Below are 15,239 nucleotides of genomic sequence, written 5' to 3'. Positions count from 1 at the left end.
ATTCCGTTGCGCTGCGGCGGCAACCAGTGCGCTCAAGGACAGTGTTACTGTTTTTTAATTGATGCACGGCAAAAAAGCTGATTATCATGTCGCCAATCCCGCGAATTCGTCACTGCGCAGTCATCCATGTCCATCTCGTCCACTCCCGCCGCGCCCGCCGTGAACCAACCAGCCAATCCTGCTGCGAATCCCGCTGAAATCGCACGCGAGGCGTTCCGCCGCCTCGCCACGCGCCGCATCGCGCCGACGCCGGACAATTACCGCGCCATTTATGACGAGATCGCCGGCATTCCGCCAGCGCCGCCGGCGGTAGCTCCCGCGCCGGCGCCGGACTCGGGCGCGATCGAGGTGCTGGCCGGCTTCGCGCGCCGCATGGCCGAGACGCCGGGCGAGCTGGCGGAGTACGGCCGCCGGATGACGCGCGCGGTCAAGCTGGAAGACTGGACCGGCTATACCCAGGCGCTGGGACAAATGTCTGAGCGTCATTTGCGCCGCAACACCCCGGTGATGGCCCTGGGCGACGAGGAACCGGACACCGTCCTGCTGCGCGAGATGCTGGCGCGCACCCTGTCCTTCGCCTGCGCCTCGCTGCTGAGCGGCGACGCCGAACTGTCGGCCGAGGCCGAAGCGCTCGGCGCGGCGGTCAAGACCGCCGTCGGCGAGTCCGAACTGCAGGACATCGCGGCGCGCCTGAAGCAACTGTGCTTCCAGATCGAATTGCGCAAGGACGACGGCGCCGAACAGCAGGAACTGCTGCTGCGCCTGTTCCGCCTGCTGCTCGACAATATCGAGGGCCTGCTCGACGACGACAACTACATGCGCGGCCAGGTGCTGGTGGTGCAGGAACTGATCAAGGGCCCGCTCGACACGCGCGCGCTGGAAGACGCCACCCGCGGCCTGAAGGACGTGATCATCAAGCAGGGCCACCTCAAGCACGGCATCGACGACGTGCGCGGGGCGATGAAGAACATGATGATGACCTTCATCGACCGCCTCGGCTCGGCCGCCGCCGCCACCAGCGACTACCACGCCAGGCTGGGCGGCTTCTCGGAACGCATCGGCAAGGCCACCGACGTGAACGAGATCAACGGCGTGCTCGACGAAGTGCTGCGCGAGATGCGCAACGCCCAGGACGAGGCGCTGGCCTCGCGCGACCGCATGGTCAGCGCGCACAAAGAGGTGCAGGAGGCCGAGCAGCGCATTCGCGAGCTGGAAGCCGAGCTCCAGCATATGAGCGAACTGGTGCGCGAAGACCAGCTCACCGGCAGCCTCAACCGCCGCGGACTGGACGACGTGTTCGAACGCGAGAGCGCGCGCGCCGACCGCAGAAAGACGCCGCTGTGCGTGGCCCTGCTCGACCTCGACAATTTCAAGCGCCTGAACGACACCTATGGCCATATGGCGGGCGACGCCGCGCTCAAGCACCTGGTGAAGGTGGTGCGCGAGACCCTGCGCTCGATGGACGTGATCGCCCGCTTCGGCGGCGAGGAATTCCTGATCCTGCTGCCGGAGACCACGGTCGAGGCGGCGGCGGCGGCGATGGTGCGGGTGCAGCGCGAGCTTACCAAGCACTTTTTCTTGCACGATAACGAGAAGATGCTCATCACGTTCTCGTGCGGGGTGGCGCTCCGGGTGCCCAACGAAGAGCAGGCGTCGCTCATGGCGCGGGCCGACAAAGCGATGTACCAAGCCAAGAATAGCGGGAAGAATCGGGTGGTGATCGCGGATTGAGCGTCGACTTGCTTGGCTTACACTGCCCTGTGTTACGCTCAACTTGACAGACAGTCCATGCCCATCCTGCATCGCACCCAGACATTCCCGGCTCTCATGCCGCGCTTCGTGGAGCGCTTTCGCTGCATTGGATCGAATTGCGAAGACACCTGCTGCTCCGGCTGGACAATCTATATCGACAAGAAGACCTACAAGGCTTATCGCAACGAGGCCGTGCCGGCGCTGGACCAGCTGATGGCCAATATGGAGCGCCTGGACCACCCGGAGACCACGGGTTCCTACGCCATGATCAAGACGATCGGTGAGCAACAACGATGCTCGGCGCTGCAAGATGGCATGTGCGCCGTACAGTCCCATCTCGGCGAATCGTATCTGTCGAATACCTGCCATCTCTACCCGCGCGCCAACCGCCGCATGCTGGGCCAGGTCGAGCAGTCGATCAGCCTGTCATGCCCGGAGGCAGCGCGCCTGGCGCTGCTGGCCGAGGACGCCATGGATTTCGTCGAGGCCCCGGTCCAGCTGCGGGGGTCGCTCCTGCCCCAGGTCGATGCACACTTCGGGATCGTGCCGGAACGCATGGCGGACATCCGTATGTTCTGCATCAACTTGATGCGCACGCGTGAACTGGCATTGTGGCAACGATTAGCCATGCTGGGCACATTCTGCGAATCACTCGATGCACTGTGTTCCGGGAACGAGCAAGCGCGCATCCCGGACATGATCGAGAACTTCATTCGCGTGATCGAGAACGGCGAACTGACGACGGCATTGGAGCAGATCCAGCCCGATCATGCCGCCCAGGCCATGGTATTCGCCACCTTGTGGGCGGAAAAAGGTTTTGACACGGCCTCGGCGTTCCAGCGCGACATGATGCAGCAGATCGCCTCGCGCTTTGGCGCCGATTTCAACGGCCAGGTGAGTCCCGAGGCGCTGGTCGGCGCCTACCGGCGCGGCCTGGCGCGCATGGACGAGGCGTTGGCGCACACGCCGTGGTTACTCGAGAACTATCTGGTGAATGAGATGTTCTCCCAGTTCGTTCCGTTCAAGGGGAGTTCTCCTTATGACAGCTACGTGCAATTGATCTCCCGATTCGGCCTGTTGCGCCTGCTCCTGGCCGTGCAATGCAATACCGACGGCGCGCTGCCCTCGAGCGCGACGCTGGCCTCGACCGTGCAACTGCAATGCCGCCGCTTCCAGCACGACCCGTCGCACGCCAAACGCGTCAAGGAAGCCCTGTATCAGAGCGGCTGGGCCGAGTTGGCCAGGTTGTACAGGCTGCTCCGGACCTGATCCAGGCTGCGTTGCATTGCAACTTCAATAAAGAACGGCCTGCACCGATCAGCCCCAGGCCCCTCTTTAGCTCTGCAAAAAAAGATTTTTTTGCCCTCAAGTTCTCTCTTTGCCTGCCGCCAAGAGAGACCATGTTTGGCCGAGGTGCTTGAAAATCCTCACTTTTTCCACAATGGGGCCCTAAACTTTTTCCATGGGGCACCGTTACCAGCAACAACAGCGGTTTGAACGTCACGGAACAGCGCGACGGACCAAAGTACACAGCAGCACAGTCGCTGCACCCTGAAAGACCAAGTCTCTGGAGTAGACACCATGGCATCCGTAATCAATACCAACGTCGCATCCCTCAATTCGCAGCGCAACCTGTCGACCTCGCAAGCATCGCTGAACACCTCCATCCAGCGCCTGTCGTCGGGTCTGCGTATCAACAGCGCCAAGGACGACGCCGCTGGCCTCGCGATTTCCGACCGCATGCAGTCGCAGATCAAGGGCATGACCCAGGCTACCCGTAACGCCAACGATGGCGTGTCGATGGCGCAAACCGCCGAAGGCGCGCTGTCGAGCTCGGGCGACATCCTGCAGCGTATCCGCGAACTGGCAGTGCAGTCGTCGAACTCGTCGAACTCGGCCAGCGACCGCAAAGCGCTGCAAACCGAAGTCACCCAGCTGACCTCGGAACTGAACCGTATCGCCAACACCACCGAATTCAACGGTCAGAAGCTGATGGACGGTTCGATGGGCACCGCGAACTTCCAGGTCGGCGCCAATGCAGGCCAGCTGATCTCGATGAACGGCTCGAACTTCACGACCACCACCTACGGCAACAACCGCCTGGCGGAAAACGCACCGGAAGCCATCAAGGGCACGGGCGCATTCACCGGTGGCGACGTCACCATCAACGGTTCGGGCGGCTCGGAGAAGATCACCATCGCCGACGGCGATTCGGCCAAGACCACCGCTGCCCAGATCAACAAGCTCAGCGGCGACACCGGCGTGACCGCCACCGCCAAGACCGAAGCCGTGCTGGGTGCGACCGCCAATTCGTCGTACACCTTCTCGCTGGAGTCGGACAACGACGAAGCTGTCACCATCTCGTTCTCGATGGGCTCCGCAGCGGACGCCAACGGCTATGCCGCAGCGATCAGCGCCTTCAATGCGCAGTCGGCCAAGACCGGCGTGACCGCTTCCTACGACGCGACCGCCGGCGGCCTCAAGCTGACGCACGCCGATGGCAACGACATCAAGCTGACCAACACCTCGACCGATGCCACGACGACCGCGACCCTCGCTTCGGTCAAGACCGACGGCACCGCTGGCGCCACCCCGCAAACCCTGGCCGGTGCGTCGGACGCCGACGACAGCGTCGGCACCGTCAAGGGCAGCCTGACGCTGGACTCGGAAAACAGCTTCTCGGTCGTCGATGAGGACAGCGATTTCGCCCTGGCCGGTAGCGGCGGCGCGTCGGAACTGAAGTCGGTCGCCGACCTGGACATCAGCACCTTCGCAGGCGCCCAGGCTGCCATCAAGACCGCTGACGCGGCCCTGGCTTCGGTGAACAGCAAGCGCGCGGAATACGGCGCACTGCAGTCGCGCTTCGAATCGGCGATCTCGAACCTGGGTTCGTCGACTGAAAACCTGTCGGCATCGCGCAGCCGCATCGTCGACACCGACTTCGCTGCCGAAACCGCGAACATGACCCGTGGTCAGATTCTGCAGCAGGCTGGCACCTCGATGCTGGCCCAGGCCAACTCGCTGCCGAACGGCGTCCTGTCGCTGCTGCGTGGCTAATCGCCCAGGCAGTAACAACAACGCGAAGTAAGCGGTTCCTCGGCTGAAGAAATTCAGCCGGGGAATTTTTACTAGGGAAATCGACATGCAGATCCAATCAATGGGTTCGTCGCCCGCACCGAAACTGGATGAACGTCCAGCCGCGGTGGCCGGGCAAGCTGCGGTCGTGGGGCGCCAGCAGGCCCCCGACGCGCCAGCCTCCGCACCGGGCAAGGAAGAAGTGTCGGCCGCCGTCAAGAAGCTCAACGAGGCAATGCCGCCTTCGGCCCAAAGCCTGGAATTCGAGATCGACGAGGATAGCAAGCAAGTCGTCGTCAAGCTCATCGATCAGAGCACCAAGGAGGTGGTTCGCCAGATCCCCACCGAGGAAGCCCTGGAAATGGCCAAGTCGATCGACAAGATGCAGGGATTGCTGATCCGGCAAACCGCCTGACCGCCAGCGCCGCCATGAAGCGCCACATCCGCAAGGATGTGGCGCTTTCTTCATGGCGCTGTCATCGTTATCTGTTGATGACTCCGAATGCAATACGTAGCAATTGCCCGACAGAAGTGACTCGCCCGCCATCGAGCGCCCACTGCCAGCCCAGGTAGTTGGGCAGCCAGCGCGAGGCCACGCCATGAAAGCGCGCCAGCCATTCCTTGAACCGTCGGTGATAGGCGTTGACGTTTTGAACGTGGATGGCGCCCTCGGCGCCGTTGCGGACCCGTTCGCCGGCGCTGAGATTGACAGCCTGGTGTGCGATGCCATGGGCACGGGCGAAGGCGGAGTAGACGGCGTTGGCGTCGGTGACCAGCAGCGCTTGCCTGTCGAGTTTCGGCAGCAGGTGTTTCACCAGCTGGGCCACCTTCAAGGCGCCGCGTCCGATCACGGCGTCGATGGTCTGGCCGCTGCGGTCGCGCGCCGCCAGGATGCAGTCGAGGTGATGCGAGATGCCGCGCAGGGCGGCCCTGCCGCCACGCTTGCGCGGCTGGCGATCCAGCTTGCGCGCACCCTTTTGCGATTCAAGCAGGAACATTTCATCAGCCTCGACGATACCCAAAAGGCGCTCAGGCCGGTCGTCCTTGACCCGGTCGAGGAAGCGGTGGCGCCAGCGAAACGCCGTGTTGGGATGCACGCCGACACGCTTGGCCGCGGCGCGGACCGTGCGCGAATCGAGCACCGTGTCCAGATAATCGAGCCACTTGCCCTTGTGCCTGAGCCGCGCCAGCGGCGTGCCGGTCAGGTCGTTGAAGGTGCGGCCGCAGGCGCAGCAGCGATAGCGTTGCAAATCGTTGGCCTGCCCATGCCGGTGACACCGCTCGCAGGCGCAATCGGGGCAACGCCGCCCCTTTGACCGACTATCGCCGATGAGGGCGACCACCCGGTCGAGCCCGGCTGCAGGATGCAGTGCCGCGAGCACCTGCTGGCGCTGATGCTGATTCAGCAGCATCAGCTGGGCGAACAGCTTCGCAAAATTCGGCGCTTTCATGTGCGCTCCCGATCTACTAGGACAGCGATTGGACCCCAGGTCAGCTCAGCAGTTCAATGCTCATCCATATCTAGCGGGTACAGCGCCTTTTTCATCGGCGTACCGCACCGGTTACCGGATGCTGTTCAGCAAAATCAAAATAAAGCCGCATTTACCGCTCTTAAGTCCGCTTTGTTTCTGTCGATAATCACATACGATATCGCTTTCACGGGAGAAACAAGTGGCCGTCAGTTCAACCTCGCTAGACATCAATACCATCGTCAGCCAGCTGATGCAGGCCGAGTCCGCGCCTCTTGCCAACTATGACAAGAAGACGGCGGCATTCCAGGCGCGCGCGGCGGCCCTCAATCAGGTCAGCGCTGCCGTCGGCGCGTTCCAGGGTGCGCTGACGTCGCTGAACCAGCCGGCCACCTTCCAGGGACTGAGCGCTTCCTCCGCCAACAAGGACATCCTTTCCGGCACCGCCGGCAATGGCGCCGTGCCGGGCCGCTACAAGGTCAACGTGACCCAGATGGCCCAGGCCCAGAGCCTGAAGACCAGCGGCTTTTCCAGCACCACCGCCACCATCGGTTCCGGCACCCCGACCACCCTGACCTTCCAGTTCGGCACCGTCACCGGCGGCACTTTCGGCGCCACCGGCGCTGCGCTGGGCGCAGGCGCCGCGGGCGGCGGCATCGGCAACGGCTCCCTGAGCCTGAACGGGATCGCGATCAGCACCGGCCCGACCACGCGCAGCGCGCGCGCGCTGGCCGAGGCCATCAATGCACAGAGCGACAAGACCGGCGTCGTCGCCACCGCCGGCACCACCACCACCCAGAGCGGCCTGTTCGACAACTTCGGCCAGGTCAGCATGGACAACGGCGCCAGCTATGCGCTGTCGGTCGGCGGTGTGCAGCTGGCCAGCCTGAACAGCAGCAGTGCGCCACTGACCGCGGCCGACCTCGATACCGCCCTGGCCAGCGCCGGCACCCGCAATGCGCTGGCGGCCGCCAACATCACCGTCAGCGGCAGCGCCGAAGACGGCACGCTGCAGTTCACCGCGTCCGATGGCTCGACCATCGACATCACCGAGACCGTGACCGGCGCCGTGCGCGGCGGCATCGGCAAGGACCCTGCCGATGCCAACGCGGGCTCGACTTTCAGTGCGACGGCCGGCGTCACCCTGCGCTCGAACGACGGCAACCAGATCGTGGTCGGCGGCACCAACCCGGCTGCCGCCGGCTTTGCCGCGGGTAGCGTCGGCTCCCATATGGACTCCGGTTTCTCGCTCAACGGCGCCATCAACAGCAAGACCATCACCCTGGAAGCGGGCGACCAGTCGCTGCAGGGCATCCGCGACGCCATCAACAAGGCCGACATGGGCGTCACCGCGACCATCGTGTCGGATGGCAGCGCCAAGCCCTACCACCTTGTGCTGACCTCGAACAAGACCGGCGAGGCAACGACGATGAAGATCAGCGTCGCCGGCGAGGATGGCGATGCGGGCGATCCAGCCATTGCCGCCATGCTCGGCTACGACCCGGCGGGCGTGCAGAACCTGACGCAGACGGCCGGCGCCCAGAGCACGAAGCTGAACATGAACGGCATCGAGATCAAGAGCGACAGCACCACGGTCACGGATGCGATCCAGGGCGTGACGCTGGACGTCACCTCGCTCGGAAGCACGACGCTCACCGTGTCCAAGGACACGGCGGCGATCACCACTGCGGTGAACGACTTCGTCAAGGCATACAACGACCTGAACAAGACGATTACCGGCCTTACCAGCTACAACGCCGAAACCGGCACGGGCGCAATCCTGCAGGGCGACGCCAGCGTGCGCTCGATCCAGAGCCAGTTGCGGCGCCAGATCAGCGCCGTGATGGAAGGCACCGGCGGCAAGCTGAACTCGCTGACGCAGATTGGCATCGGTTTCCAGCAGGACGGCAGCCTGAAGGTGGATTCGACCAAGCTCAACAAAGCGATCACCGAGAACGCGGCCGACTTCGGCGGCCTGTTCGCGGCAATGGGCTCGACCACCGACAACATGATCAAGTTCGACAAGTCGAGCGCAGCCACCAAGCCGGGCACGTATGCGATCAACATCACCAGCCTGGCGACCCAGGGCAACCTGGTCAGCAGCGCCGCCCTCACCGGCTCGACCACGATCGCCCCGAACACCGTCTGGCGCGTCACGCTGAACCAGACCGACCCGGTCACCGAAAGCAAGACGCAGGAAATCAAGCTCCAGGCCGGCACCTACAGCAACGACGACCTGGCCGCGCTGATCCGCTCCGCGATCAACGGCAACTCCACCTTCGCCGGCGCCGGCGACACGGTCGAGGCCTCGGTCGGCGACGATGGCCGCCTGACGCTGTCGTCGAGCAAGTACGGCGATGTGTCGAATATCTCGATCGCCGGCGTCAGCGGCAGCGCGGTCAACAGCATCTTCGGCGGCGCCACGCCGACCAAGGGCAAGGACGTCGAAGGCACCATCGGTGGCGTCGCCGCCACCGGCAATGGTCAATCGCTGACCGCAGCGGCCGGCTCGCCTGCCGAAGGCATCCAGGTGTCGATCACCGGCGGCCTGGTGGGCGACCGCGGCTCGGTCACCTTTTCGCAGGGCTTCGCCTACCAGCTCAACAACCTGGCGACCGGCTTCGTCGGCAAGGACAGTCTGCTCAAGAGCAAGACCGACGGCCTGAACGCCTCGATCAAGTCGGTTGCCGAACAGCGTTCGCGCTTCGAGACGCGCCTGGAAAGCATGGAAAAGCGCTACCGCGCACAGTTCGTCGCGCTCGACGCCATGCTGGCCTCGATGCAGTCGACCTCTAACTATCTTACCCAGCAGCTGGCGACCCTGTCGGCCAACTGGGGTTAATTGAGCATCACTGGAGAATCACATGTTTGGAACCCCTAAACGCGGCGTCGGCGCTTATGCCACGGTCGGCCTGGAAACCGGCGTCGCTTCGGCCTCGCCGCACAAGCTGGTGGTCATGCTGTACGACGGCGTGATCGTCGCCCTGCTCAGCGCGATCAACGGCATCAAGTCGTCGAACATCGCCACCAAGGGCGCCTCGATCTCGAAGGCCATCACGATCATCGACAACGGCCTGCGCGCCTCGCTCGACAAGAAGGCCGGCGGCGAAATCGCCGCCAATCTCGACGCCCTGTACGACTACATGAGCCGCCGCCTGCTGGAAGCGAACATCAAGAACGACGCCACCATCGTCGAAGAGATTCACGGCCTGATGGCGAACCTGCGCGAAGCCTGGGTCCAGATCGGCGAGCAGCAGGCCGCGGCCGAGCCGATGCCGCCCGCGATCCAGAAAGCCCCTACCCTGATGAGCGCCTGAGAGAGATGACGACGATGACGATGAGCGGACAGGAAGTCGTGACCACCTATGAAACCATGGTCGGCATCACCGAGCGCATGCTCGATGCGGCCAGCGCCAACGAGTGGGACCGCCTGGCCGAACTGGAGCAGGAATGCGCGCGCCATGCGAATCGCTTGAAAGCGAATGAAGGCGGCGCGCCGCTGGGCGGACAGGAGCGCCTGCGCAAGGTCAACGCGATCCGCCGCATGCTCGACACCGACCGCCAGATCCGCGACCTCACCACGCCATGGATGGCGCACCTGTCGTCGCTGATGAAGAGCACCTCGACCGAACGCCGCGTCGTGCGCGCCTACGGCGTCTGATGATGGGAGGGCGGGATGCTGCCGCGTGAACTCGTCGGCAGCGTCACGCCTGTCACTGCGGCCCGGCCGGCCGAGCAGGCCGCCGATCCGCGCCAGCAGGCGTTCGCGCGCGAGATCGCGCCGCTGCTGGGCAAGGCCATCCACGGCACGGTCCAGGCCCGGTTGCTGGATGGCACCTTCGTCGTCAAGTTCGCCGACACCCAGGCCCGCATGCAGCTGCCTCCCGGCGCCCAGGTCGGCGCCGACGTGCCGATGACCCTGGTCGGCCTGCATCCGCGCCCCACCTTCCAGGTCGGATCCCAGGCCAACAGCGCCACGACCGCCTTTGCCGAAGCCGGTCCCGCGCCGCAAGAAGACGCCGACGGCGCGCATGCGCCGCTGTCGTACCGCGAAGGCGCCGCCGTCGGCCGCGCCGGCGCCCTGCTGGCGTCCGGCGCCGCGCTCGGCGCGCAAGCGTTCGCCGGCGGCACCGAAGCGAAGAACACCACCTTGAGTCCCACCGCCCAGGCCCTGGCCGGCGTGCTGGCCGCAGCCCAGAAGGCCGACAGCCAGCTCTCGAGCATCATCGGCCGCGCGCCGCTGGCGCCCGGCCCCGGCACCGATCCGGCCCTGCTTGCCGCCGGCCTGCAGCAGGCGTTCGGCAAGAGCGGCCTGTTCTACGAATCGCACGTGGCCGAATGGGCGCGCGGCGCCCTGCCCCTGTCCGAACTGGCGAACGAGCCGCAGCAGCAGGCTGCGCAGGGCGGCGCACGCCCAAATGCGCAGGATCCCGCGACTGCGCAATTCATCAGCATGCAGCTGGCGGCCCAGGAGCAATCGCACCTGGCCTGGAAGGGCCAGCTGTGGCCGGGCCAGCCGATGGAGTGGGACGTGCAGCGCGAGGCCCATCGTGATGGCGACGGCGAGCAGGCGATCTGGCATTCGCGCCTGCGCCTGCGCTTTCCGCAGCTGGGCGAACTCGAGGCGCAGCTGCGCATGGTGAACGGAAGCCTGCAGGTGCGGTTCGCCGCGGCCGACGAGGCCACCGCCGGCCTGCTGCGCGAGCACATGCCGCAGTTGGCCGGGGCGCTCGATGCGGTGGGCACGCCGCTGGCCGGCTTCGACGCCCGTGCGCGCGCCGGCGCGGCCGACGACACGGATGGCGAGCATGGGTGAGCAGGCCGACAAGCGGCGCCAGAACGCCGTGGCGCTGGCCTACGGCGCCGGAGAGCGCGCGCCGACCGTGGTGGCCAAGGGCTCGGGCCTCGTCGCCGAGCAGATCATCCGGCGCGCCCAGGACGCCGGGGTGTTCGTGCACGAATCGAAGGAGCTGGTGTCGCTGCTGATGCAGGTGGATCTCGACCGCGAGATTCCTCCCGCCCTGTACCGGGCAATTGCGGAACTGTTGGCATGGCTATATCATATCGAGTCGGCTCGACAACATGGTGGGCTGTTGCCTCCCGCGCCCGATCCGACGCCCCACCTCCCAACGGAATTAGCGGCAAGGACAGATGCAAGCGATGATTGAAGCAGAACTGGAAGACTGGCACGACTACGAAGTAGGCTCGCGCCGCGAGATCGTGGCGCTGCTGCGCCAGATCGGAGAAAAGAACCAGCTGATTCGCATGCTGATCAAGGGCGAGGCCGACGTCTGCGTCACCTCGATCCTGGCGGTCGACGAGGACAGCGGCACCGTGGTGCTGGACCGCTCGGTGGACCGCGCCCAGAACGAGCGCATCGTGGCCGCCAGCCGCGTGAAATGCGAAACCACGCTCGACAAGATCCGCATCCTGTTCGGCGCCGACGGCCTGGGCCCCACCACCTGGCGCGGCGAGCCCGCGCTGCGCGCCGACATCCCGCCCACCCTGATCCGCCTGCAGCGGCGCGAGTACTACCGCATGCCGACCCCGGTCAGCAATCCGGTGCGCGCGCTGGTGCCGGTGCCGATGGACGCCGGCGGCGGCATGGGCGTGTTCCCGCTGCACGACATCAGCGTCGGCGGCGTCGCCCTGCTCGACAACAAGCTCCAGCTGGGCGCCAGCGTCGGCCGCGTGATCGAGGGCTGCCGCATCGAGCTGCCCGAGATCGGGCCGATCGCGACCTCGCTCGAGATCCGCAACTCGCTCGACCTCACCCTGCTGAACCACAAGACCAGCCGCCGCCTGGGCTGCCAGTTCGTCGACATCTCGCGCGGCGGCCTGGCCGCGGTGCAGCGCTACATCACCAAGCTCGAACGCGAACGCAACGCGAAGCTCGCCGGCCTGGCCTGAACCTTCAGGCGGCCCGCGGCGCCGGCGCCGTGTGACGGAGCGGGAACGAGCTCGCCGAACTTGGCTATACTAGCGCGGCGATTCGTGGTTGGAACGTCATCAACCCGGTCTGCGCAACCAGATCCCGGGGCACCCCGCCCCGGGCATGCAACCAACGATCGATGGACCCGGCCGCGCGCGCATCTACCCCCTCCCTGTCGCTTCCCGCGGCTGCCCTGCACGGCCACGACACCGCAACCCTGTCCCAGGCCATGGGACTGCTCGCCATCGTCGGCGACCTGAGCATGGGCCAGCCGATCGACGGGTCGGAGCGCGCCGCGCGCCTGGCCGCGCGCGTGGCGGCGGCGGCCGGCGCCAACGCCGCCGCCTGCGGGCATGCGCGCATGGTGGCGCTGCTGCGCTGGTCGGGCTGCACCGCCAACGCGGCCGGCTTCGCCGCGATGCTGGGCGACGACGTCGGCGTGCGCCATGCGCTGGTGAGCCGCACCCTCGATGCCCGGCAGGCGGCGCGCCTCTCCGACACCACCGAACTGGCCGAAGTCCACTGCGAAGTCGCGGGCGACATCGCGGCCATGATGGGCTTGCCCGCCGCGGTCGAAAGCGGCTTGCGCCACGTGTGGGAGCACCATGACGGCAGCGGCATTCCGCTCCGCCTGCGCGGCGACGAAGTGCCGAACGTGGTGTACCACGCGGTGCTGGGCGGCGACCTCGAGATCCTGGCGCGCGTGCATGGCGTCGAGCGCGCGCTGGACATGATCGCGCAGCTGGGCGACGTCAAGTACCCGGCGCGCCTGGTGGCGCTCGTGGCGCCGCACGCGCGCGCCTGGCTCGACGAGCTCGAGGCCGCCGAAGCGCCATCGTCGCAGCCGGATTTTCTTCCGGTGTCGGTGCCGCTCACCCTGGTGGCCGACATGATCGAACTGAAGCTGCCCTGGCTGGCTGGCTATTCACGCCGCGTCGCGCTGCTGGCGCAGGAGGCGGCGCAGCTGGCGGGCCTGCCCGAGGCGCAGCAGCGCCTCCTTGCGCGCGCCGCCCTGCTGCACGGGATCGGGCGCGCGGCGGTGACCAACACGGTGTGGGAACGCAGCGGCAGGTTGAGCGCCGCCGACTGGGAAGCGGTGCGCCTGGTGCCCTACTGGACCGCGCGCGCCGGCAGCCGCATCGACGGCCTGGGGCCGGACGCGCAACTGGCCTCGCACGTCTACGAGCGGCTGGACGGCAGCGGCTACTTTCGCAGCCTGGACGCGAGCGCCCTCGGCGCGCCGCAGCGCCTGCTGGGCGTGGCCGCCGCCTGGGCGGCGCTGCGCTCGCCGCGGCCATGGCGCGCAGCCCACGAGCCGGCGGCGGCGATCGCCCTGCTCGAGGCCCAGGTGACGGGCGGCCGCTTCGACCGCGCCACGGTCGACGCCGTGCTGGCCGCGGCGGCGGGCGTTCGCACCACGCCGGCACATGGAACGGGCACTGCGGGCGCGGGGGCCGCAGGTGGCGCGCCGGTGCGCGCCACGCTGTCGGCGCGCGAAGCCGAGGTCTTGCAGCGCATCAGCCTCGGGGAGAGCAACAAGGAGGCCGCGCGCGCCATGCGCATCAGCCCCAGCACCGTGCGCACCCACGTCGAGAGCATCTTCCGCAAGCTCGATTGCTCGACCCGCGCCGCCGCCACCCTCAAGGCCCTGACTCTCGGACTCATCTGAGAGCCTGGCGTGTTCCTTTGCTCGCCCCAGGACCATCGGGGGCCGCATCCCGATCGATCAGTTATAGGCGCTGCGGATGCCGCTGCCCGGACGGATCAGGCCGCGCTGCGTGGCCACCACCACCGCATGGGTGCGCGCGGTGGCGTCGAGCTTGCTCATCACGCCCTTCACATGGGTCTTGACGGTGCCGACGCCGATGCCCAGCCTGCGCGCAATCGACTTGTTGCAGCAGCCCTCGGCCAGCAATTGCAGCACGTCGGTCTCGCGGCCGGTCAGGGTTTCGCGGCTGAGGCTAGCGGCCACGCTGCGCGTCACCGATTCGCTCAGGTAGCGCTGGCCCTGGACCAGCGACGCGACCGCCTCGAGCAGCTCGCCCTGGCTGCACGACTGCAGCACGTAGCCCTGCACGCCCGCGTCCATCGCGAGGCGCACTTCCCATTCCTTGTCGAGCTGGGTGACGATCAGGATACTGGGCCGGCCCAGGCCAGCGTGCTCGGGCCGGCGCGCCAGCGCGAGGCCGGTGTCGTAGTCGGCGACCAGCACCCGCGCCACCTGCCGCGCCTCCGGCTGGCTCAGGTGGGTGCTGAGGTGGGTGCTGACGCGCCATTCCTGGCGGCCGGCCAGGATGGCGTGCAGGCCGGCGGTCATCACCGGATCGGTGTGGATGATATGAACGGCGGATGGGATGGTCGGCATGGTGTACTCCTGATGTGGCTGCGTCGGGCACGCTACCCGTTCGTTCATATTGGAACGACAAGTTAAGTCCGGCAAGTTAAACCATGTAAAAAATGCGCCGGCAGGCGCCGGGCGGCGCTTCGATAGGCTGGCATGCGAATGCGTTATACTTGGGCGATCATGCGTCTGACCTCCTTCACCGATTACACGTTGCGCACGCTGCTGCACCTGGGCAGCAATCCCGGCCGCCTGGTGACGATCCAGGAGATCGCAGACCTGCACAGCATCTCTAAAAACCACCTGATGAAGGTGGTGAACGAGCTCGCACGCAACGGCACGATCGAAACCATTCGTGGCCGCAACGGCGGTTTTCGCCTGGCGCACGAACCGAAGGACATCAATATCGGCGCCATCGTGCGCATGAGCGAGAGCGACTTCTACATGGCCGAGTGCTTCGACCCCAACGGCACGCCATGCGGCCTGGTCAAGGCTTGCGGCCTGAAGAGCGTGCTGGGCAATGCCACCGCCGCCTATCTGGCCGAACTCGACCGTCACACCCTGGCTTCCCTGCTGCCCGAGCCGCGTCCGCGCGACATGCCGGTCACCGTGCACCGGCGCAAGGCCGCCTGAACCTTCAGCGTCGACCGCGCTTCCTTCATCTACCGCC

General features: G+C 66.3%; 14 protein-coding genes. 12 read left to right on the top strand and 2 right to left on the bottom strand.

Going from position 1 to position 15,239, the window contains the following annotated elements; genetic code table 11:
* Positions 1 to 126 precede the first annotated feature (126 nt).
* The 4 genes from LO55_RS12485 (at position 127) to LO55_RS12470 (ending at position 5,242) form a co-directional block, all read left to right on the top strand.
* Positions 127 to 1,731, top strand: a complete 1,605-nt coding sequence (locus tag LO55_RS12485) for a sensor domain-containing diguanylate cyclase (RefSeq protein ID WP_071361683.1) — start codon at positions 127 to 129, stop codon at positions 1,729 to 1,731.
* Between the two features lie 12 nt (positions 1,732 to 1,743).
* A complete protein-coding gene (gene fliB / locus LO55_RS12480; RefSeq protein WP_143054512.1) occupies positions 1,744 to 3,021 on the top strand; it encodes a flagellin lysine-N-methylase in 1,278 nt (425 codons plus the stop codon).
* Between the two features lie 312 nt (positions 3,022 to 3,333).
* Positions 3,334 to 4,809, top strand: a complete 1,476-nt coding sequence (locus tag LO55_RS12475; protein WP_071361681.1) for a flagellin N-terminal helical domain-containing protein — start codon at positions 3,334 to 3,336, stop codon at positions 4,807 to 4,809.
* Positions 4,810 to 4,894: 85 nt separating this feature from the next.
* Positions 4,895 to 5,242 (top strand): flagellar protein FlaG, encoded by a 348-nt coding sequence (locus tag LO55_RS12470; RefSeq protein ID WP_005665907.1) that lies wholly within the window; start codon positions 4,895 to 4,897, stop codon positions 5,240 to 5,242.
* Between the two features lie 67 nt (positions 5,243 to 5,309).
* Here the strand turns inward: LO55_RS12470 and LO55_RS12465 are convergent, their stop codons facing one another.
* Positions 5,310 to 6,278: an IS1595 family transposase gene (locus LO55_RS12465; RefSeq protein ID WP_071361680.1), complete on the bottom strand. Its 969-nt coding sequence runs from the start codon at positions 6,276 to 6,278 to the stop codon at positions 5,310 to 5,312.
* 220 nt (positions 6,279 to 6,498) lie between these two features.
* Between LO55_RS12465 and fliD the strand changes: the two genes are divergently transcribed.
* From fliD to LO55_RS12430, 7 genes are all read left to right on the top strand, one after another.
* Positions 6,499 to 9,138: a flagellar filament capping protein FliD gene (gene fliD / locus LO55_RS12460; protein WP_071361679.1), complete on the top strand. Its 2,640-nt coding sequence runs from the start codon at positions 6,499 to 6,501 to the stop codon at positions 9,136 to 9,138.
* Between the two features lie 22 nt (positions 9,139 to 9,160).
* A complete protein-coding gene (gene fliS, locus LO55_RS12455) occupies positions 9,161 to 9,613 on the top strand; it encodes a flagellar export chaperone FliS (RefSeq protein ID WP_071361678.1) in 453 nt (150 codons plus the stop codon).
* A 5-nt stretch (positions 9,614 to 9,618) separates the two neighbouring features.
* Positions 9,619 to 9,957, top strand: a complete 339-nt coding sequence (locus LO55_RS12450) for a flagellar protein FliT (protein WP_229409760.1) — start codon at positions 9,619 to 9,621, stop codon at positions 9,955 to 9,957.
* 15 nt (positions 9,958 to 9,972) lie between these two features.
* Entirely contained in the window at positions 9,973 to 11,112 is a 1,140-nt protein-coding gene (gene fliK, locus LO55_RS12445) for a flagellar hook-length control protein FliK (RefSeq protein ID WP_071361677.1), read from the top strand.
* Positions 11,105 to 11,464 carry an EscU/YscU/HrcU family type III secretion system export apparatus switch protein gene (locus LO55_RS12440; RefSeq protein WP_071361676.1) on the top strand — a complete coding sequence of 120 codons (360 nt, stop codon included), beginning with the start codon at positions 11,105 to 11,107 and terminating at the stop codon, positions 11,462 to 11,464. Before fliK ends, LO55_RS12440 begins: the two co-directional genes overlap by 8 nt.
* Positions 11,457 to 12,206 carry a flagellar brake protein gene (locus LO55_RS12435; RefSeq protein WP_071361675.1) on the top strand — a complete coding sequence of 250 codons (750 nt, stop codon included), beginning with the start codon at positions 11,457 to 11,459 and terminating at the stop codon, positions 12,204 to 12,206. The genes LO55_RS12440 and LO55_RS12435 overlap by 8 nt, the downstream gene beginning before the upstream one ends.
* Before the next feature lie 161 nt (positions 12,207 to 12,367).
* Positions 12,368 to 13,897, top strand: coding sequence for an HD domain-containing phosphohydrolase (locus tag LO55_RS12430; protein WP_083415312.1), 1,530 nt, complete (start codon positions 12,368 to 12,370; stop codon positions 13,895 to 13,897).
* Positions 13,898 to 13,954: 57 nt separating this feature from the next.
* Here the strand turns inward: LO55_RS12430 and LO55_RS12425 are convergent, their stop codons facing one another.
* The gene (locus tag LO55_RS12425; RefSeq protein ID WP_071361674.1) at positions 13,955 to 14,593 is read right to left on the bottom strand and encodes a LuxR C-terminal-related transcriptional regulator; all 639 of its coding nucleotides are present in this window, start codon (positions 14,591 to 14,593) and stop codon (positions 13,955 to 13,957) included.
* A gap of 159 nt (positions 14,594 to 14,752) precedes the next feature.
* Here LO55_RS12425 and LO55_RS12420 point away from each other — a divergent pair, with 159 nt between their 5' ends.
* On the top strand, positions 14,753 to 15,202 hold the full coding sequence (locus tag LO55_RS12420) for an RrF2 family transcriptional regulator (protein ID WP_005665891.1): 450 nt from the start codon (positions 14,753 to 14,755) through the stop codon (positions 15,200 to 15,202).
* Positions 15,203 to 15,239: the final 37 nt, after the last annotated feature.

The organism is Massilia timonae (assembly GCF_001866515.1).
Lineage (GTDB): Bacteria > Pseudomonadota > Gammaproteobacteria > Burkholderiales > Burkholderiaceae_D > Telluria > Telluria timonae.
The sequence above is the reverse complement of the archived record's forward strand: the minus strand, read 5'-3'. Positions and strand labels throughout refer to the sequence as shown.

Bases quoted from the DNA above. Each gene is read 5' to 3' on its own strand.
- LO55_RS12485 (WP_071361683.1), top strand. From the start codon at position 127: ATGTCCATCTCGTCCACTCCCGCCGCGCCCGCCGTGAACCAACCAGCC.
- LO55_RS12475 (WP_071361681.1), top strand. From the start codon at position 3,334: ATGGCATCCGTAATCAATACCAACGTCGCATCCCTCAATTCGCAGCGC.
- LO55_RS12470 (WP_005665907.1), top strand. From the start codon at position 4,895: ATGCAGATCCAATCAATGGGTTCGTCGCCCGCACCGAAACTGGATGAA.
- LO55_RS12465 (WP_071361680.1), bottom strand. From the start codon at position 6,278: ATGAAAGCGCCGAATTTTGCGAAGCTGTTCGCCCAGCTGATGCTGCTG.
- fliS (WP_071361678.1), top strand. From the start codon at position 9,161: ATGTTTGGAACCCCTAAACGCGGCGTCGGCGCTTATGCCACGGTCGGC.
- LO55_RS12450 (WP_229409760.1), top strand. From the start codon at position 9,619: ATGACGACGATGACGATGAGCGGACAGGAAGTCGTGACCACCTATGAA.
- fliK (WP_071361677.1), top strand. From the start codon at position 9,973: ATGCTGCCGCGTGAACTCGTCGGCAGCGTCACGCCTGTCACTGCGGCC.
- LO55_RS12440 (WP_071361676.1), top strand. From the start codon at position 11,105: ATGGGTGAGCAGGCCGACAAGCGGCGCCAGAACGCCGTGGCGCTGGCC.
- LO55_RS12435 (WP_071361675.1), top strand. From the start codon at position 11,457: ATGATTGAAGCAGAACTGGAAGACTGGCACGACTACGAAGTAGGCTCG.
- LO55_RS12430 (WP_083415312.1), top strand. From the start codon at position 12,368: ATGGACCCGGCCGCGCGCGCATCTACCCCCTCCCTGTCGCTTCCCGCG.
- LO55_RS12425 (WP_071361674.1), bottom strand. From the start codon at position 14,593: ATGCCGACCATCCCATCCGCCGTTCATATCATCCACACCGATCCGGTG.
- LO55_RS12420 (WP_005665891.1), top strand. From the start codon at position 14,753: ATGCGTCTGACCTCCTTCACCGATTACACGTTGCGCACGCTGCTGCAC.